Here is a 17701-nt window from a genome sequence, read left to right as displayed (position 1 = left end):
GGCGAACCATGCCCTGATTGAGGCGGTCTTGTGCGTGCCGTAGTTGTCCATCACCAGATGCACGTCCAGCCCCGCAGGCACGTTGGCTTCGATGGTACGCAGAAATTGCAGGAACTCCGCGCTGCGATGGCGCCGATGCAACTCCCCGATCACTTCGCCCGTGGCAATGTCCAGCGCCGCAAACAGCGTCGTCGTGCCGTGGCGCATGTAATCGTGGGTGCGCCGCTCGGCAATGCCCGGTGCCAGCGGTAGTATCGGCTGTGTGCGGTCCAGCGCCTGGATCTGGCTCTTCTCATCCACGCACAACACCATCGCCTTGAGCGGCGGATCCAGGTACAGGCCGACAATGTCGCGCACCTTCTCGACGAACAGCGGATCACTGGAGAGTTTGAATGTTTCCTGGCGGTGCGGCTGCAAGCCAAAAGCCCGCCAGATTCGGCTCACAGCCGTCTGTGACACATCCATGGCGCGCGCCATGCTGCGCGTGCTCCAGTGCGTGGCACCGGCGGGCACACACTCCAGCGTCTTGGCAATGACGGCATCGACTCGGGCATCGTCAATCGTACGCGGCGCACCCGGGCGCGGCGCATCAAACAGACCGTCCAGGCGCAGCTGGACAAACCGACCGCGCCACTTCGATACCGTTTGCTGAGTGACCCGTTGACGCGCTGCCACCACCTTGTTTTCCAGGCCCTCGGCACAGGCCAGCACAATGCGTGCTCGCAAGGCCAGGGCCTGCGCTGTCTTGCGACGCTTGGTCAGCGCGATCAGTTGTTCGCGCTCCGTCGCGCTCAACACCAATGGAGTCTTTGGTCTTCCGCTCATGGGCACCTCGTCGTGCAACACACTACACGACTGACTGCATTGGCAGAAAATAATTCAATGAATTTTTAACTCACGACACTAGGGAACGCTTCGGCGTTGTTGGAAGCCACGACGATACCCTGCCCGCCGCTCACGTAGAACCACACATAACGGAACGAAGCGCGCAGCGATTGCATCACGTACAGAAAATCCAAAGGGCGCATATGGTGCAGCTGCACCCACTGCTGCAGCACACCCTCGTCGGTGAGGCGGCGGGCAACCAGCTCGTAGAACTCCTTGTTGTAGAGGTTGGCGGCACCCGCGAACCAGATGGAGCTGATTTCGATGCTGATAAGGTCGTATTCCTTGGATTGCGTCAAGAGGAAGTTGCGCCCATCGGTGTAATACGTGTTTACACCGGGCTGGGACGTGACTGCATGGTTAATATTCTCAAAATGCCGGTCGGCCAGCCGCACCATATCCTCCGACAACTCGGCGATGTCCAAAGAGCGAAATTCGTTCTCGTGGATCACACGCGGAGTCATTCCGGTGCCGTAGCCGATAACCAGTGCGGTGTCGCGCTGCGCAGTGTGCAGCAGCGGAATGAGCGCAATTGATTTCTGAGCAATCATCTCTCCTTGTTCGGAATTGTTGCCCTGAAACTTGCCGTTGGTCAGCAGCGTGAGCAGACCATCGGCAGATTGCGTGACGGTGGTCAGCCCTCCCTCGGCGCTTTCCGCGTGGTCGATGACTTTGCCCCACTGCTGGGGGAAGAAGTAGACGTTCGAACCCTCCGAGAGTTTGTCCAGATCCCAGTGGGCAGGAAAGAGCAGCGCTAGGCCAGCCGTGCAACTAAGCGCCCAAGCCATGCCGCGGGCTGGCACGTGCGGGCGGGCCGGCCATCAATCGCGGCCATCTGCACATGGCCGTATGATGCCCCGGCCATTGGAATGTTTCGCACCCGGTTGTAAACCCGCCTTATGACAACGTCCCCCTCTCCCCTCACCCACTTCGACGCCCAAGGCCAGGCCCACATGGTGGACGTCGGCGCCAAACCGGCCACGCACCGCGTGGCCATTGCCACGGGCCGCATCGAGATGCAGCCCGCCACACTGGCGCTGGTGGAGTCCGGCACGGCCAAGAAGGGCGACGTGCTCGGCGTGGCGCGCATTGCCGGCATCATGGCGGCCAAGCGCACCAGCGAGCTGATCCCGCTGTGCCACCCGCTGGCGCTCACGCGGGTGGCGGTGGAGTTCGCGCTGCAGCGCGAGGCCAGCAGCGTGCAATGCACCGCCACGGTGGAAACGGTGGGCCCCACAGGGGTGGAGATGGAGGCTTTGACGGCGGTGCAGGTAGCGCTGCTGACGGTTTACGACATGTGCAAGGCGGCTGATAAGCGCATGGTGATCACCGGCGTGCAGGTACTGGAAAAGCACGGGGGAAAGTCGGGGAGCTTCGTCCATGCCCCTGGAGGTGTGGGGTGATTTTGGGCGTAAAGCCAATCACAGCAAGCGCTAGCAGCTATGTTTTTGGAAGCGCTGAGGCTGGCCCCCGGAGGGACTCGAACCCCCGACCTATTGCTTAGAAGGCAATTGCTCTATCCAGTTGAGCTACGGGCAGAAGAATGGTGCACACAAGAAGGTGCGCATCATACTGCTTGCGTGTATCCGTGAAATTCTTTGAGTACCCCCTATGTCCGATGCCTCCCAACCATCCCTACTCGACACTTTGCAAACACGTATTGCCCAAGCGCAGGCGTGCGTAGGTATATACGGTTTGGGCTACGTGGGCCTGCCTTTGGCATTGCGTTTTGCCGAAGTCGGCCTGCAAGTCGTCGGCTTCGATATTGATGAGGACAAAATCCAGCAGCTGAATGCGGGCCACAGCTATATCGAACGCATTACACCCAGCACCATCCAGCGTGCGCAGGCGCAGGGCTTTGAGGCCACTTCGGATTTCGCCCGTACGGCAGAGGTGGATGCGCTCATCATCTGCGTGCCCACGCCACTGAATGCACACCGCGAGCCGGATCTGAGTTTCATCATCAACACCATCGAGGCCGCCTTGCCCTTCATGCGCCCAGGCCAGTTTGTGAGCCTGGAAAGCACCACATGGCCCGGCACCACCGAAGAGGTGCTGGCCCCGCGCTTGCGGACCCGGGGCCTGGTGCCCGGTGTCAACTGCGCTCTGGTCTTTTCACCCGAGCGCGAAGACCCGGGCAATCCGGATTACGGGACCAAGGACATTCCGAAGGTCATTGGTGGTAGCACACCCCGCTGTCTGGCGCTGGGCATGGCGCTGTACCAGCATGCGATCAAAACGATGGTGCCTGTCAGTTCGACCCGCGCGGCAGAGATGACGAAGCTGCTGGAGAACATTCATCGTAGCGTGAACATTGGGCTGGTTAACGAGATGAAGATCGTGGCTGACAAGATGGGCATCAACATTCACGAAGTGATTGATGCTGCTGCCACCAAACCCTTCGGCTTCGTGCCCTACAAGCCGGGGCCCGGCCTGGGTGGGCACTGCATCCCCATCGACCCGTTCTACCTGACCTGGAAGGCGCGTGAATACGGCGTGAATACCCGCTTCATAGAACTGGCGGGCGAAATCAACCACTACATGCCGCACTGGGTGGTAGAAAAAATCACCGATGCCCTGAACGAGCGCAGCAAGGCCATCAAAGGCAGCCGCATTTTGGTGCTGGGCTTGGCCTACAAGAAAAACATTGATGACACGCGCGAATCGCCCGCTGTGGAAATCATGGACTTGCTGCAAGCCAAAGGCGCGCACATCGATTACAGCGACCCGCATGTGCCCGTGTTTCCGCGCAAGCGCGATTACCACTTTGACCTGCAATCGGTGACCCTGACGCCCGAGAGCATCGCCAGCTACGACTGCCTGGTGCTGGCTACCGACCACGATGGATTTGACTACCCGCAGCTGGTGCAGCACGCCCGTTTGATCGTGGATACGCGTGGGCGGCTGGGTGTGGGTACGGTGAGTGTGGTTGCGGCCTGATCAGCACAAGCTGCCGCCATGCCCCAGCCCGCCCATCTTCTTCTGCAACAGCCCGAGGGCAAAACCTTGGAGTTCAAGCGTGACCTGTCGTCACCGCGCAATGTGCTCAAGACCCTGGTGGCCTTTGCCAATTCAGCGGGCGGGCGTCTGGTGATCGGTGTGGACGATGACCGCACGCTGCTGGGCGTGACAGACCCGCTGGATGCTGAAGAGCGCCTCTGCAACCTGATTGCAGACAGCATCTCGCCACGCCTGATTCCCCATGTGGAACTGTTGAGCTTAGAAAACCGCACCTTGCTGGTGATCGAAGTCTTTCCCAGCAGCGCCCGACCACATTACCTGAGCAGCCAAGGGGTGGAAACCGGCACCTACATACGCCTGGGCTCCAGCAACCGACAGGCAGGGCCAGACTGGATTGCAGAGATGCACCGCCTTGCATTGGGCCAAGTTTTTGACGAGCAGCCCATGCCCACATTGAACCGTAACGACCTGGACATGGCATCGATCGCGCGCCTGTTTGGGCCGCAGCGCTCTTTGAGCGACAAGGGCTTGCAAACCCTGAAGCTACTGCGCCCCGAGCAGGGCCGCATGGTGCCCACGAGGGGTGCCGTGCTGCTATTCAGCCCTGACCGAGAACTGTACTTCCCCGATGCCTGGGTGCAATGCGGGCGTTTTCGCGGCCAAGACAAGGTGGACATCTTCGATCAGCAAGACATCCGCGCCCTGCTACCGGACACGGTGGAGCAAATTGAGCTGTTCCTGAAAAAACACGCCTACAAAACTGCCCGCTTTGGTGCCATGCGGCGCGAAGACGTTTGGAGTATCCCGCTGGCCATACTGCGCGAAGCCATCGTCAACGCCCTAGTGCATAGCGACTACGCCCAACGCGGCACCCCCATTCGCGTGGCCTTTTTTGACGATCGCATCGACATTGAAAGCCCGGGCCTGCTGCTACCAGGAATGACCATTGAGGACATGAAGAGCGGCATCTCGCGTATCCGCAACCCGGTGATTGCCCGCGTATTCCGCGAGCTGGGCTTGACCGAACAATGGGGCAGCGGCATCAAGCGCATCTTTGAATCCGCCGCACAACAAGGCCTGCCCGAACCCCTGATTGAGGAAATAGCCACCGGTATTCGGCTGCGTATCTGGCTGGCACAGCCCCACGCGGCAGGACAAACGCCTGCACCTGCGGATGACACCCCCATCCTGCAACGGCTAGAGTCGCGGCTAGGGTCGCGGCTAGAGTCAAAACTGGCAGCCAAGGTACTCATGCACCTGACCACCCAGCCCATGGGCAAAGCCGATCTGGCCAAGGCACTGGGCCATACCACCGTATCGGGCGAGTTGCACAAGCAAATTCGCCGCCTGCTGGACTCAGGGCACATCGAAATGACCCTCCCCGACAAACCCACCAGCCGCCTGCAGCGCTATCGGCTGACCGAAGCGGGGCAAGCGCTGTTGCAGCAGGAGCGCCCATGATCCAGCCCCGCATCCTGCACATAACGCGCAACCTGCCGCCACTGGTCGGCGGCATGGAGCGGCTGAACTGGCACATTGCCGATGAACTATCGCGTTCTGCGCAAGTGCAATTGATTGGCCCCAGCGGCTCTGCAGCGCAGCGCCCTGCTGCCGTACCAGTGACCGAAGTGCCACTGCGCCCGTTGCCTCGCTTTTTGCTGGCATCGGCTTGGCAGGCTGTGGCAGTGGCGCGGCGCTTTCAGCCACACATCGTGCTGGCAGGAAGCGGCTTGACGGCCCCTGCCGCCTGGCTGGCTGCCCGCGCCAGCGGCGCCCATGCCCATGTGTATTTGCATGGGCTGGATGCCGCTGTGCAACACCCCGCTTACCGCGCAGTGTGGCACCCGGCCATCCGGCGCATGGATGGCGTGATTGCCAACAGCCAGCCCACCGCCGAGCTGGCACGCAACCTGGGCGTAGCAGCCGAAAAAATCCGCATCGTCCATCCTGGGGTAACACTGCCCACCGCGCCACAAAGCGCCACAGCGTTGCAGGATTTTCGTCAGCGCTATCAGCTGGGGGGGCGGCGTTTGCTGCTGTCTGTGGGGCGCCTGACCACCCGCAAGGGGCTGCGTGAATTTGTCCAGCATGCCTTACCTGCCATCGTCCAGGCCGCACCCGATACGTTGTTGGTGATTGTGGGGGAGGCACCTGCAGATTCCTTGCATGCCGATGTGCAATCCCGCGACAGCATCCAGGCGGTGGCCGATGCTGCGGGCATTGGCCAGCATCTGCGCTTTCTGGGTGTGATTACCGACCCGCAAGAGTTGGCATGCGCTTATGAAAGTGCGGCCCTGCACATCTTTCCTGTGCGCCAATTGCCTGGAGACCCGGAAGGTTTTGGCATGGTGGCCATTGAAGCTGCAGCGCATGGCCTGCCCACGGTGGCGTTTGCGACGGGGGGAGTTGTGGATGCGGTGGCTGAGGGGGAGTCTGGCCATTTGGTTGCATCCGGAGATTACCTTTCACTGGCGCAGGCCGCTCTACAAATCCTGGCCGATGGCCCCGGCGCATGGCAAACACGCGCCAGTGCTTTTGCGGCGCAGTTTGCATGGCCAGTAATGGGGCAAAAGCTATGGCACATGCTGGCGAAGGGCACTAATCCATTGGATTATTGAGGAGCATTTTTTGAGGCTCTTATTTATTGGAAAACGCTTTAATACCAACCGCGATGCCTTGCTGGAAAAATTTGGCCGTAATTACCAATTCCCTCTGCACTTGGCGCAGCGCCACAGCGTGACCTTGTGGCTGGTGGATTACCACAGCAAAACCACCATCCAGTGCAGCGATGGGCCACTGACCATCACCTCCACCCCTGTTAAAAATCTGGCCGTATTCAAGCACTATTTGTTGGGCACTTATCAAACTACCCAGCCCATAGACATGGTGATTGCCAGTGGGGATTGCTACATAGCCCTGATGGCGCAGCGCATCGCCAAAAAGCTCCGGGCTAAATTCATATTTGATGTGTATGACAAATATGATGAATTTGGCGGCTATATCAAACCGCTGGGTTTTGACCTGTTTGGCCACTTGCTGAAAACTGCCGACATGCGTCTGTTTGCCAGCCATGCTCTGCTACATAGCTTGGGCCAGCCTGAGTACGATGCGATATTGAGCAACGGACTGGATGCCAACCATTTTCGCCCTATAGACAAAGCCAAGGCGCGGCACAAACTGCAACTGCCTGCAGATGCCACCTATGTCGGCTACTTTGGCAGCATGGAGCCAGACCGTGGCGTACAAGACCTGATAGCCGCCGTGCAAATCCTGCGTGAACAAGGGCAACGCATAGAACTGCTCTTGGGTGGCAAAGCCCATAACAGTCTGCAACTTGATCAACCCGGCATCCGTTACCTGGGCAATGTGCCCTTTGCCGATGTGCCCTATGCGTTGGCGGCCTCTGATGTGCTGGCCATTCCCTATCGCCGATCACCATTTATGGATGCTGGCGCATCCAACAAAATTGCCGAGGCCATGGCCTGCCAGCGTCCTATCGTGGCCACCCGTTCGCCCAATCTCACGGCGAACTTCCCGCAGCAGGCGCAAGAGCTAGAGCCATATTTGGCTGAATCCAGCCAGCCCAGCAGCCTGGCCACTGTACTGGCCCAGCAACTGCTAGACCGCAAGTTGGTCGCTGCGCCACAAAACATCTACTGGAGCGGCATTACCTCCACCCTAGAACAAGACTTGAAAAGGCTAAACCATGACCCAGCGTAAAACCGTCCTGTGCATTTTTGGCACGCGGCCTGAAGCCATCAAAATGGTTCCGGTCATTCGTGCCCTGCAAAGCAGCAACTGGGCGCGCTGCATCGTTGTCGTCACTGCCCAGCACCGTGATTTACTCGATCAAATGCTGACCCGTTTTGGCATTGCCGTGGATTACGACCTCAACATCATGCAGCCCAAGCAAAGCCTCAATAGCGTACTGGGCCGCATGCTGCCCGAGCTGGAAGGCATCATTCAAACTGAACAGCCCTACGCTGTGCTGGCCCAAGGCGATACCGCCACTGTGTTTGGCGCGGCGCTGGCGGCCTTTCATGCCCAAGTGCCTTTTGGCCACATTGAGGCAGGCCTGCGCACCCATGATTTGCAGCACCCATTCCCTGAAGAGGGTTACCGCCAAATGGTCTCGCGCATCACCCAGTGGCACTTTGCACCCACTGAGAGTGCGGCCCATGCCCTGCGACGAGAAGGCATAGACCCCAGAAAAATTCATGTAGTAGGCAACACCTGTATAGACACACTGCTGCAAACCGTGGCTCAAATGCCGGCACCCGGCCAGCAAACAGGCCGCCTCATCCTATTGACCGCCCACAGGCGTGAAAACTTTGGACAACCGCTGCAAAACATTTTTAACGCTGTGCTGCAAATCTTGGAACAACACCCCGATGTGCGCGTGCTCTACCCCGTCCACCCCAACCCCAATGTGCAGAAACTGGTCCACACCATGTTGGGCCGACACCCCAGAATTGAGCTGGTCGCACCACTGGACTATTTTGACTTTGTAGCCGCCATGCAAGCTGCCCACCTGATATTGACCGACAGCGGTGGCGTGCAAGAAGAAGCTCCAGCGTTGGGTAAACCTGTGCTGGTATTGCGTCAGACCACAGAACGTCCCGAGCCCGTGGGTGAAGGCGTAGCTCAACTGGTAGGTACTGAACAAGCCACCATCGTGCAGCAGGCTACACGTTTGCTTAACGAGCCCGAACACTACCAAAGCATGGCCAGGGTGTGTATGCCTTATGGGGATGGCACGACTGGGGTAAAGTTGACGCAATTGCTGAAAAAACCAGTATGAAAATTTATTTAATCAGCTTGGAGCGCGACAAACAGAGGCGGGATTTATTAAAAGATAGATTTCCTGCTCACTGGGATAAATTTACATGGGTAAAGGCAATTGACGCCTCTGAAGCCAAGAGTCAAATTATTGTTAATGGTTACAAGAACAACTGCCCTGAAAATACTAGGCTCCCATTAAGTTTGGGTGAAAAATGCTGTGCAATTTCACATCTTCAATGCTTACAACAATTTTTGAAATCAGATGCTCCTTACTGCATCATCATCGAAGATGACATAGAAGGTTGTGACACTGATTTTACGGAAGCCTTAAATATCACAAAAAAATTGCGAAATGAGCCTGCTATTGTTGTTTTGGGCGGGCAGCAAGGAATGAAAAATGCAAAATATCTTTCTGGGCAGCTACACAGCGATAACTTCTGGAAAGTTCCAAAAATATCCATGCCATTCCTAACAAGAGCTTGTTGCTACGCCTTAAATCGAGCGGCAGCTGAAAAATTAGTTAAAAGCCAAAAATCTTGCCTACGAAGGTCAGATATTTGGGAGTATTACTTCAAGCTGGAGATTAGATTTTTTTATTCAGATATTTTCAAACACCCAATTGATTTAAAAAATAGTCGGTTAGAGACAGAGAGAAAAACTATCGGAGTTGTTCAAAAAATAATCAATGATGGAATTTCTAATATGGCTTCCAGAAGTTTTAAGAAAATATTAATTTTCATTGGCTTTACCTCAAGACAATTAAGCAAGGTCAGCATCAAATGAAGATCAAATCGATGATAGAAAAAAAATCGCCAAGCTGGATTTTGAATATATATCAGAGAATTAGATTCACCTATGGCTTCAAGGGTGGCAAAAAAACATATAGCCAAGAAGGTGAAGATTTAATATTGAACAGGATTTTAGATAAAGACGATGGATTTTATGTCGATATTGGTGCGCACCACCCATTTCGCTACTCGAACACCTATAGCCTTTTAAAAGAGGTTGGAGTGGCTTAAATATTGATGCCTCACCAGAAGCGATTTCCCTGTTCAAAAAACATAGACCAAAAGATACAAACCTAAATCTAGGCGTATCTGATTCTGAAGGTGAACTTTTATTTTATCAATTTGAAGATGGGGCATATAGCACCTTTTCACAAAATTTGGCTGAAAACCTACTATCCCAGATGTCAATCAAATTGCGTAATAAAATTAAAATTCCAGTGCAAAAACTATCTACGATACTAAAAGACAACCTGCAACCAGGGCAAGCCATTGATGTCATGAGTGTAGATGTGGAAGGCTTCGACTTTAATGTCTTAAAGTCTAATGATTGGGGTCGTTTTAAGCCGAAAATTATTTTAGTTGAATTGCAATCAAAAAATATTCCAGAAGTTGTTGATTCGGAAATCAATAAATATCTATCCAGTTTTGACTACATTTTATACTCCAAGCTTGTACATACCGCCATATTCATTCAGCCAGAATTTGCTGAGCTTAATAGCTGACTTGGTGTTTGAATCTAATAAAAGCCACCCCCGCTAGCACCATGCCCCATTCTGATGCCGCCAATGCCAACGCCATTCCTTTGGCGCCAAACTGGGGATATAGGGCGAAGGCGGCTATGGCGAGGGTGGCCATGCCAAACACTTCAAACCCAGCGCGTAGCCAGGGCTTGTCTTGGGTCATCAAGATGCTAGCGACGGTTAAACGCAAGACCAAGCCCGGTACGGCAATGCAAAGCCAGCGCAGCATGTCGCCCATACCTTGATATTGGCTACCGAATAACCATTGCACCGCAGGGGCGGCGAACCAGAGCAGGCTAGCCAACGCCATGCCATATATCAGCACGCTGAGGTAAATCCAGCGGTTTAAGCGTTGGCTTTGGGCGCTGTGTTCACCGGCTTGGCGAAATAGACGGGGCAGCGCCGAGAGTAAGAGTGCCGTCACGGGTAAGGTGGCCGCACCTATGACACGAGATGCAGCTGCATACAGGCCGCTCACCCCTAATGGCAGCAGTTTGACGGCCAGCATCTTGTCCAGCTCACTGGGGCCAGCCGCGGTGAGGCTGAGCGTGGCATAGCCAATGCTGTGTTTGAGTTGGACGCGGTTGGGCAGCTTCCAGTGCTTGGGTTGTAGCCAAGCATCATTTTTGTAGACTTTCATGCAGACCAAAGCCAACAACGCAGTGGCTAGGTAGAGCCACGCAAATAGGGCTAAAGGCTGCGCAGGTGCCTGCAGCATAACTATGCCCGCCACGGCCATGCGCAGCGCCAATGGGAAGATAACCAAAAGCTGGGATCGAGCGGTTTTTTCTAGTGCTAGCTCTTCCGTGGCAGGCAGCAGGTAGAGCGGCAGCAGCAGGGTTTCCGTCAGGCCAATGCAGGCCATGACTTGCAACGGCACACTGGTGCTGGCCAGCCAAAATTGGCCTGTAGCCAAATAGAGCAAAAACAGCACACTGCCGCTGATGAGGGTTATGGGAACGGCGTAGGCCAATACAGGTTGGCGCTGGTCGGGGCTTTTAGACACTTCAGCCAGCAGCACCAAGTGTGTGCCACAAGTGGCAAAGGTGCCCATGAGCACGGCTAGTGCAGCAATTGCGGCAAAAGCACCATAGTCTGATGGCCCTAACATGCGGGCGACCAGTAGTAGTGTGCCGGCCTGTACTAATAAGCGTAGCCCCAGCACAAAGCTGGTGCGGATGGTTGCTCGTGCTATTGGCCCATTCAGCAGCTTACGCAATGGCTTACCAAGCAACTGCTCAACCTTCAACAATCTAGGCTTTCCTCACGATTTATTCCAGGCAATTTGGCAATCGAACACAATCAACTGTCATCCTTATACATCAATGCCGTAATTTGCTCAGATATTAGCCCCATCATGAAGGTAATGACACTCCCCGTATAAAGCAAGGCACTCATATTGGTGAATTTATGCATGGTGATAAATGTCCAACCGTACCAGCCGCTGGCCAGAAAAAACATCAATAATGCTACCGGTGCAAAGATTTTCATTGGCGAAAACAGCGTGCCAATCTTGAAGATGATGAGCAGGAAGCGCGTGCCATCGCGCAGCAGGCGGATGTGGCTTTTACCAATGCGCTTGGCAGCGTGAATGGGGATATAAGCCACCGAATACCCGGCGCGGAAAAACGCCATGGTGCTGGTGGTGGGATAAGAAAAGCCATTGGGCAAGAGGTAGAGAAACTCACGGAACTTGTCTGCCCGCACGGCGCGAAAACCGCTGGTCAGGTCTTCCACCTTGTGCCCGGTCATCCAGCTGGCCAGCCGGTTGTACAACCCATTGGCCAGCCCGCGCCCCACGCTGGCTTGCGAGCCCTTTTGGCGCGCGCCCACCACCATGTCATGCCCCTGGTTCAGCTGGTCCAGCAGGCGTGGAATGTCGGCGGGGTCGTGTTGCCCGTCGGCATCCATAAACACCAGTACATCCCCTTGTGCGGCGCGTGCGCCGGTTTTGATAGCCGCGCCATTGCCTTTGCTGTAGGGGTGGTGCACCACGCGCGCGCCCGCTGCCTGGGCCACGGCAGCGGTGTCGTCGCTGGAGCCGTCGTTGACCACCAGCACCTCGGCAGCGGCCTCAAGCCCCATCAGTGCCAGTTGGGCATGGATTTTGTCCACGGTGGCGCCGATGGCGGCAGACTCGTTTTTGGCGGGGAGGATGATGGAGAGGTGCATGGATGCTGAAGGTTGCATAAATTGCCCTACTTATTCTTCCGCACGATCAGATGCCAGAATCTGCTGCATTCGTTGAATTTCTTGTTGGTAATAGGCTTGACCTAACGGATCGGTATTGAGCTTGCCGCTCTCTACGCCCTGCTGAATATAGTCAAGCAATCGCTGCGCTTCTTCCAAATGACCAGAAATAGCCATTTCTGCAAACATTTGCATAGCAGAGCTGGCTCTCCCATAGCGCTGCACGGCTTCTAGGTAATATTTTTGGGCTTGCGGCGCATTGCCCATCAGCAGGTACAGACGTGCTTTGTTGTAAGCAATCACACGCATGAACAGCGGAAACTTCCGATAAGGCCCCTGTTCGCTCAAGGTATCCAGCAGCTGCAGCAAGGGCTGATGGTATCTGGCGAGCTCTGGCGCAGCTATGGCATCGTCCACCAAGATACGCAGCCCGGCAACAGTTTGTGCGTCAAAAGGCTGTTGCACCAACAGCTCAGCCGCACGGGAAAAATGTTGTTCTGTAGCTTGACCGGTATTGACGTGAATAAGCAGCCAACTCATGGTGATGAGTGAACTGTGGGGCAGCTCCTGCACAGATTTATCTGCCCATGCCAGCGCTTCGCTATATTTTTTCTCATCCACCAAACGACTAATCAGGTAGTTTCGCCCGCGTGCAGACTGTGGGTCTTTCATAGCCCAGTAGGTTTGCAACCGGTTGGCATCGGCCCAGAGTAGGCTGCGCTGCCAGGTCATGCCCGCCAGCATAGCCATCAGTGCCAAAGTGACGGCAATCGCCATCCGAGGGCGGTACCGCTGTCCCAGCCAGTCGATACCGATGGCCAGGGGCAAGAACATAAAAAATGCCGGGGCGTAGTTGCGATGCTCGAAGTGCAGCTCCAGCCCGATAACAGTCGATTCGATCAAATGTCCGCATAAGAAAAAGACGATCGCCAACCACACAAAAGGCAACCGACGGTACAGCAGCGGCAGACACAACAACACGGCCACCCACCCCACCACCGCCCACACGGTACTCATAGGCTGCAGCAAGCTGCGTGAAATTTCAAAGCCGTCTTGAAACAAACCCGCGCCTTCAATGCGGGGTAACCAGAGCTGGCCCATGTAGTCCCACAGGATGCGGGTTTCCGAATACAGGCGCTCCACTTGATCAAAAGGCCGGTTGGGCCAGAGATTGGGAGAGAAATTGATATGTTTGGCCAGATACATCACCACGGCCAAGGCAGGCAAACCCAGCACCACAGCCAGCCAGATTTTTTTAGGTGGCGCGTCGGCACGCATGCGGTGCAAAAAGGCTTCAACCACTAGGAGGAGTAGTGGCAGTAAAGCGCCATTTTCTTTGGACAGTACGGCGAGCAATGTGCCCAGACCAGCACTCATCGTCATCAATGCATAAGCGGCCAGCGGGCGGTGCCGATCTGGCTGCATCAGCCACAAGCGCCCTTTCAAATAGCCCACCATACCGGCCAGCATGAACAGGCCGCTGAGAATGGTCATGCGCTGCACCACGTACAGCGTGGTCGATACCCAATAGGGGTGCAGCATCCACAGGCCAGCAGCCACTACAGCAATCCACGCGGCGCGCACCTCCACAAAACGCACGGCACACAGCAGCAAATAGGTGGCCCAAGCCAACAACAGGCCACACAATAAATGCAGGCACAGATTGGTGTATTTAAAAGAAGCGGCAACACTGGGCCACGTGTTGTCGTCAATCAAAAAGCTAAGTAAGGATAGAGGGCGGCCAGTAGGGCCAGACCAGCCGCTAAGAATATAGCTCTTTAGGCTTGTCCAATCATGCACTCCACCAACATCACCCAAGGCTTTAAGGTTGGGCTCATCATCAAACAAAAATGGCCCAATCAAGCCATGCCAATAAGCCACCAACGTCGCAACAAAAAAAATAACAAACAACACACTTGGTGTTATTTTTTCATGAAATACCCTCATGGATTGCATGTGAATATTAGGTGTTGGCAATTGGAAAGAACCCGTCAAATAAAAAGCCCACCGAAGTGGGCTTATTATCGCATCGTTAATAATTAACGGCAGTTAGAAGGACGATATTTTGCATTCACCGTACCACCCTTGCAGCTCCATTGCACACCACCAGCGCTCGTACTTGGGCTCAGTTCAAGTTTGGCATCATCAGTAACTTTATTGTTGTAGGTAATTGTGATCTTGCCATTCGCAACTTCCACCGATTTCACTGCATTACCTTTGATAGCGGTGGCGGCAGCTAATCCTGCAGATGAATTATTTGAGGGGAAATTGCCTTGCGACGAGTAATACTCCGTCACAGAAGCTTTGGCTCCGCCAGCCAGCGTCAGGCCCTCGGACACATGGGTACGCTTGGTGTAATCCTGGTAAGCAGGCAGCGCAATGGCCGCCAGAATGCCGATGATGGCCACCACGATCATCAGTTCGATCAGGGTGAAACCTTGTTGCAGGGTACGCTTCATAAATCCTCCTCGGAATTAGGTAATAGCCCCCGCAGAGGAATCCTGCGGGTTGAGAAAACTTGAGCAGCTTCTGTGCCAACATCAGAATGCAACCAAACGTTGCAGCGCGCGACATTTTTCACCAGTTTCCTAGGCCCCGCAAAGGAAAAGTCTAACCAATCGGTCACACGTCGACACATTTGTCACCCCAAGGTGTTCTACGTGGAGAACTACGCAATTCGGTCTGTTAGAGGCAGCGCGGCATTCTGCGACCCGCGGCAGCACCCTTTCTCCCATCAGGCGCTAACGGCTTTTAAAAGCGAAGCGCTAATGATCGCCACACTACCGTTGCCCTCTGCACGCTCTAGCCTTGCACAAACTCCATCTCGGTACTGGCCAGCGCGATGCGGTCGCCATTTTTGAGAGTTATGGGGTCCACTCCAATGGGCGTACCGTTCAGGAACGGAAAGTCCCCACCCTCCACATGGGCCAGCACGAAGCCGCTGTGCCGCTTGGTGATGGATGCCACGGCGACGCCGGGCTTGCCAATGGTGGTAACCACTTTTGTCAGAGCCACCTCACGGCCGGCGGCGGGGCCGTTCATCACCCGTACGGCGGCGCTCAGCACGACTGGCACAGGGGCCGCAGGCTTGGCCAGCGGCGGCAGCATGCCCGGCTTGAAGACCATCGTCTTCTCATAGTCGTGACCAGGCTCTTCGTGCAGGAAGCGGATTTTGTACTTCCCCAATTCCACCGTGTCGCCGTTGCGCAAAGGCTGTCGCTTGATGGCCTTGCCATTGACATAGGTGCCGTTGGTGCTGCCCAGGTCTTCCACTTCTACATCGTCCCCATTCATGAGGAAGACCGCATGTTCACCACTGACGGCAAGGTTGTCGATGACCACGTCGTTGTAGGGGCGGCGGCCTACCGTTGTGCGTTCCTTGGTGAAGGTAACTTCCTTGATGACAACTCCATCGATCGACACGACCATTCTGGGCATGATCACTTTTCCTTATCCAAACAACTTAGCTAGTAGAGGGAAGTAGCAATTTCCGGGCACAGGCAAACGAAGCCCTGGCGGTCGGGCTGAGCTTGGCGGAAGGGTCACGAGGTGCGCAGCAGGCGCGCCATGAGGCCGCCGCGTTTTTTGGGGTCCTGAGCGAGTTGCGTTTGCGCCAGCACTACGCTGATGTTGTCCCGCCCTCCCATGGCGTTGGCCATGGCCACCATGCGCGCCGCTTTATCTTGTAGCGCAATGGGCATCCGCGCCAGTTCGGCCAAATCTGTGTCACTCAACATATCTGTCAGCCCGTCGGAGCAAAGAATGAACAAATCACCGGGCTCGACAGGAAACTCGTTGATTTCTATGTGCACGGACACATCCACCCCCAGCGCCCTTGTAACCAGGTTGCGCTGCCCCGAAACGGCGGCCTGTGCCGGCGTGAGCAGTCCCAGGTCGATCTGCTCCTGCAACCATGAGTGATCGCGCGTGATCTGCCGCAACAGGCCCTCGCGCCACCGGTAACAGCGCGAATCGCCAATGTGGCCGAGAATGAGCCGGTCGTCACGGAACACACCGACGACCAGCGTGGTACCCATCCCCAGGTATTGGGGATTGGACATCGAGGCGCCGAGGATCGCGTGGTTCGCATTGTCCACACAGGCCTCTAACGCATGCCGCACATCCGAAGGCGATGCCGCGGAGCCGTCGTCCTGCAGCCAGCGGACCATCTCGGTGCCGATGTAGGTGATCGCCATCCCGGCAGCCACCTCGCCCGCGTTGTAACCCCCCATGCCGTCGGCCAGGATGACCATCTGCGCCGTCTCATGGATGGCCACAGCGTCTTCGTTGTTGGAGCGCACCCGCCCCGTGTCCGTCAACGCGCAGAATTCGTAGCTCAGCATCGGCAGAGGTTTCATAGGAGACTCCCGCGATACGCTTCACGCGAAGGCGCTGAACATGCGGTTGAGGATGGAATAGCTGCTGATCCCTCACACAACGGCATTGCGGGACTGCGCATCATAGTCGAGGCGCACGGGGCAGCAGATCCACTATTGCATAGAACGCGTGCAAGTCAGGCCCGTTGACGTGTCTTGCAAAAGAGGCCCTACCCGGCCTTTTCTGCCTGCCATTTTTGCTACTTCATGGACATGTCCGTCAGGTCGCGGCACATTCCCGTCGCACTGCCGCGTGCCAAACTTTTCAGGCCTGCCGTGGCTCGCCGCGGGATTGCATCAGCTTGCCCACCATCACCACCAGCATGGCGCCCGCTATGGCGGCTGCGTAGTGGAGCCACGGGTGACCCATCGCGTAATCGTGGAGCAAATTGTCGTTGACGATGGTCTCGCCTCCCACCCAACCAATCAGCGCGGCCCCCAGCGTGACGATGACGGGAAAGCGCTCCATGAGCTTGATCATCAGGGTGGAGCCGAAGATCACCAGCGGAATGCTGATGGCCAACCCCAGAACGAGCAGCACCATGTTCCCCTGGGCCGTCGCCGCAACGGCTATGACGTTGTCCAGGCTCATCACCAAGTCGGCAATCAGGATGGTACGGATGGCCGCGAACATGCCCCCGGTGGATTTGGATGCGCCGTCATCTTCCTCCTCGTCCGTGAGAAGTTGATAACCAATCCACAGCAGCAGACAGCCCCCGACGATCTGCAGGAAGGACAGTTGGAGCAGCTTGGCCGCCACTACCGTCAATACGATGCGCAGCACCACCGCCGCGCCGGAGCCGAACATGACGGCCTTCCTCTGCTGCTGCGGAGGCAGCGAACGCGCCGCCAGGGCAATGACGACAGCGTTGTCGCCCGACAAAATGATGTTGATCCAGACGATCTTCACCAGGCCGATCCAGAAATCGGCATTGCTCAAGTACTCCATTGATGGCTCCAGTGTTATGAATCGAAAACG

Annotated in this window: 18 protein-coding genes and 1 tRNA gene; 9 read left to right on the top strand and 10 right to left on the bottom strand. The window is 56.0% G+C overall.

The genetic code is table 11. The features are described 5' to 3' along the window. The coding region (locus tag BV908_RS01910) for an IS630 family transposase (protein ID WP_103737058.1) at nucleotides 1-825 on the bottom strand (825 nt) is incomplete at its 3' end. Between the two features lie 65 nt (nucleotides 826-890). After that, the gene (locus BV908_RS01905) at nucleotides 891-1673 is read right to left on the bottom strand and encodes a hypothetical protein (protein WP_103737041.1); all 783 of its coding nucleotides are present in this window, start codon (nucleotides 1671-1673) and stop codon (nucleotides 891-893) included. 111 nt (nucleotides 1674-1784) lie between these two features. On the opposite strand from BV908_RS01905, the gene moaC reads away from it, so the two are divergent. Beyond that, nucleotides 1785-2288, top strand: a complete 504-nt coding sequence (gene moaC, locus BV908_RS01900) for a cyclic pyranopterin monophosphate synthase MoaC (RefSeq protein WP_103737040.1) — start codon at nucleotides 1785-1787, stop codon at nucleotides 2286-2288. Between the two features lie 62 nt (nucleotides 2289-2350). Here moaC and BV908_RS01895 read toward each other — a convergent pair. Further along, nucleotides 2351-2422: transfer RNA gene (locus tag BV908_RS01895), tRNA-Arg, on the bottom strand. 74 nt (nucleotides 2423-2496) lie between these two features. On the opposite strand from BV908_RS01895, the gene BV908_RS01890 reads away from it, so the two are divergent. Genes BV908_RS01890 through BV908_RS01860 form a run of 8 tightly spaced genes read left to right on the top strand, consistent with a single transcriptional unit; the run spans nucleotide 2497 to nucleotide 10138 of the window. Further along, a complete protein-coding gene (locus BV908_RS01890) occupies nucleotides 2497-3825 on the top strand; it encodes a nucleotide sugar dehydrogenase (protein WP_103737039.1) in 1329 nt (442 codons plus the stop codon). 18 nt (nucleotides 3826-3843) lie between these two features. Further along, on the top strand, nucleotides 3844-5307 hold the full coding sequence (locus tag BV908_RS01885; RefSeq protein WP_103737038.1) for a helix-turn-helix domain-containing protein: 1464 nt from the start codon (nucleotides 3844-3846) through the stop codon (nucleotides 5305-5307). Beyond that, nucleotides 5304-6464 (top strand): glycosyltransferase family 4 protein, encoded by a 1161-nt coding sequence (locus tag BV908_RS01880; RefSeq protein ID WP_103737037.1) that lies wholly within the window; start codon nucleotides 5304-5306, stop codon nucleotides 6462-6464. Before BV908_RS01885 ends, BV908_RS01880 begins: the two co-directional genes overlap by 4 nt. 10 nt (nucleotides 6465-6474) lie before the next feature. Then, entirely contained in the window at nucleotides 6475-7566 is a 1092-nt protein-coding gene (locus BV908_RS01875; protein WP_103737036.1) for a glycosyltransferase, read from the top strand. Beyond that, nucleotides 7553-8647: a UDP-N-acetylglucosamine 2-epimerase (non-hydrolyzing) gene (gene wecB / locus BV908_RS01870; RefSeq protein ID WP_103737035.1), complete on the top strand. Its 1095-nt coding sequence runs from the start codon at nucleotides 7553-7555 to the stop codon at nucleotides 8645-8647. The genes BV908_RS01875 and wecB overlap by 14 nt, the downstream gene beginning before the upstream one ends. Then, nucleotides 8644-9411 (top strand): glycosyltransferase family 25 protein, encoded by a 768-nt coding sequence (locus BV908_RS01865; protein WP_103737034.1) that lies wholly within the window; start codon nucleotides 8644-8646, stop codon nucleotides 9409-9411. Before wecB ends, BV908_RS01865 begins: the two co-directional genes overlap by 4 nt. Next, nucleotides 9408-9647 carry a hypothetical protein gene (locus BV908_RS22040; protein ID WP_146052196.1) on the top strand — a complete coding sequence of 80 codons (240 nt, stop codon included), beginning with the start codon at nucleotides 9408-9410 and terminating at the stop codon, nucleotides 9645-9647. Before BV908_RS01865 ends, BV908_RS22040 begins: the two co-directional genes overlap by 4 nt. Nucleotides 9648-9649: 2 nt before the next feature. Beyond that, nucleotides 9650-10138, top strand: coding sequence for an FkbM family methyltransferase (locus BV908_RS01860; protein ID WP_103737033.1), 489 nt, complete (start codon nucleotides 9650-9652; stop codon nucleotides 10136-10138). Here the strand turns inward: BV908_RS01860 and BV908_RS01855 are convergent. The 7 genes from BV908_RS01855 to BV908_RS01825 all read right to left on the bottom strand — a co-directional run bounded on the left by BV908_RS01855 (nucleotide 10128) and on the right by BV908_RS01825 (nucleotide 17671). Further along, nucleotides 10128-11408 (bottom strand): lipopolysaccharide biosynthesis protein, encoded by a 1281-nt coding sequence (locus BV908_RS01855; RefSeq protein ID WP_210433979.1) that lies wholly within the window; start codon nucleotides 11406-11408, stop codon nucleotides 10128-10130. The genes BV908_RS01860 and BV908_RS01855 overlap by 11 nt on opposite strands. A gap of 50 nt (nucleotides 11409-11458) precedes the next feature. Next, nucleotides 11459-12328 (bottom strand): glycosyltransferase family 2 protein, encoded by an 870-nt coding sequence (locus BV908_RS01850; protein ID WP_103737032.1) that lies wholly within the window; start codon nucleotides 12326-12328, stop codon nucleotides 11459-11461. A 30-nt stretch (nucleotides 12329-12358) separates the two neighbouring features. Continuing rightward, nucleotides 12359-14302: a tetratricopeptide repeat protein gene (locus BV908_RS01845; protein WP_146052195.1), complete on the bottom strand. Its 1944-nt coding sequence runs from the start codon at nucleotides 14300-14302 to the stop codon at nucleotides 12359-12361. Between the two features lie 83 nt (nucleotides 14303-14385). Further along, nucleotides 14386-14805: a pilin gene (locus BV908_RS22890; RefSeq protein WP_103737030.1), complete on the bottom strand. Its 420-nt coding sequence runs from the start codon at nucleotides 14803-14805 to the stop codon at nucleotides 14386-14388. A gap of 343 nt (nucleotides 14806-15148) precedes the next feature. Next, complete coding sequence (locus tag BV908_RS01835; protein ID WP_103737029.1) at nucleotides 15149-15784, bottom strand: FHA domain-containing protein; 636 nt, start codon at nucleotides 15782-15784, stop codon at nucleotides 15149-15151. A gap of 104 nt (nucleotides 15785-15888) precedes the next feature. Then, entirely contained in the window at nucleotides 15889-16704 is an 816-nt protein-coding gene (locus BV908_RS01830) for a Stp1/IreP family PP2C-type Ser/Thr phosphatase (protein ID WP_103737028.1), read from the bottom strand. Between the two features lie 283 nt (nucleotides 16705-16987). Next, nucleotides 16988-17671 carry a TerC family protein gene (locus BV908_RS01825; RefSeq protein WP_103737027.1) on the bottom strand — a complete coding sequence of 228 codons (684 nt, stop codon included), beginning with the start codon at nucleotides 17669-17671 and terminating at the stop codon, nucleotides 16988-16990. Nucleotides 17672-17701 lie beyond the last annotated feature (30 nt).

It is taken from the genome of Diaphorobacter sp. LR2014-1 (assembly GCF_002916785.1).
GTDB lineage: Bacteria > Pseudomonadota > Gammaproteobacteria > Burkholderiales > Burkholderiaceae_C > Diaphorobacter > Diaphorobacter nitroreducens.
This window is presented reverse-complemented; position numbering and strand designations above follow the sequence as displayed.

Excerpts from the sequence above, each read along its gene's own strand:
- BV908_RS01905 (WP_103737041.1), bottom strand. The coding sequence starts at position 1,673 with ATGGCTTGGGCGCTTAGTTGCACGGCTGGCCTAGCGCTGCTCTTTCCT.
- moaC (WP_103737040.1), top strand. The coding sequence starts at position 1,785 with ATGACAACGTCCCCCTCTCCCCTCACCCACTTCGACGCCCAAGGCCAG.
- BV908_RS01890 (WP_103737039.1), top strand. The coding sequence starts at position 2,497 with ATGTCCGATGCCTCCCAACCATCCCTACTCGACACTTTGCAAACACGT.
- BV908_RS01885 (WP_103737038.1), top strand. The coding sequence starts at position 3,844 with ATGCCCCAGCCCGCCCATCTTCTTCTGCAACAGCCCGAGGGCAAAACC.
- BV908_RS01880 (WP_103737037.1), top strand. The coding sequence starts at position 5,304 with ATGATCCAGCCCCGCATCCTGCACATAACGCGCAACCTGCCGCCACTG.
- wecB (WP_103737035.1), top strand. The coding sequence starts at position 7,553 with ATGACCCAGCGTAAAACCGTCCTGTGCATTTTTGGCACGCGGCCTGAA.
- BV908_RS01865 (WP_103737034.1), top strand. The coding sequence starts at position 8,644 with ATGAAAATTTATTTAATCAGCTTGGAGCGCGACAAACAGAGGCGGGAT.
- BV908_RS22040 (WP_146052196.1), top strand. The coding sequence starts at position 9,408 with ATGAAGATCAAATCGATGATAGAAAAAAAATCGCCAAGCTGGATTTTG.
- BV908_RS01850 (WP_103737032.1), bottom strand. The coding sequence starts at position 12,328 with ATGCACCTCTCCATCATCCTCCCCGCCAAAAACGAGTCTGCCGCCATC.
- BV908_RS01845 (WP_146052195.1), bottom strand. The coding sequence starts at position 14,302 with ATGCAATCCATGAGGGTATTTCATGAAAAAATAACACCAAGTGTGTTG.
- BV908_RS22890 (WP_103737030.1), bottom strand. The coding sequence starts at position 14,805 with ATGAAGCGTACCCTGCAACAAGGTTTCACCCTGATCGAACTGATGATC.
- BV908_RS01835 (WP_103737029.1), bottom strand. The coding sequence starts at position 15,784 with ATGCCCAGAATGGTCGTGTCGATCGATGGAGTTGTCATCAAGGAAGTT.
- BV908_RS01830 (WP_103737028.1), bottom strand. The coding sequence starts at position 16,704 with ATGAAACCTCTGCCGATGCTGAGCTACGAATTCTGCGCGTTGACGGAC.
- BV908_RS01825 (WP_103737027.1), bottom strand. The coding sequence starts at position 17,671 with ATGGAGTACTTGAGCAATGCCGATTTCTGGATCGGCCTGGTGAAGATC.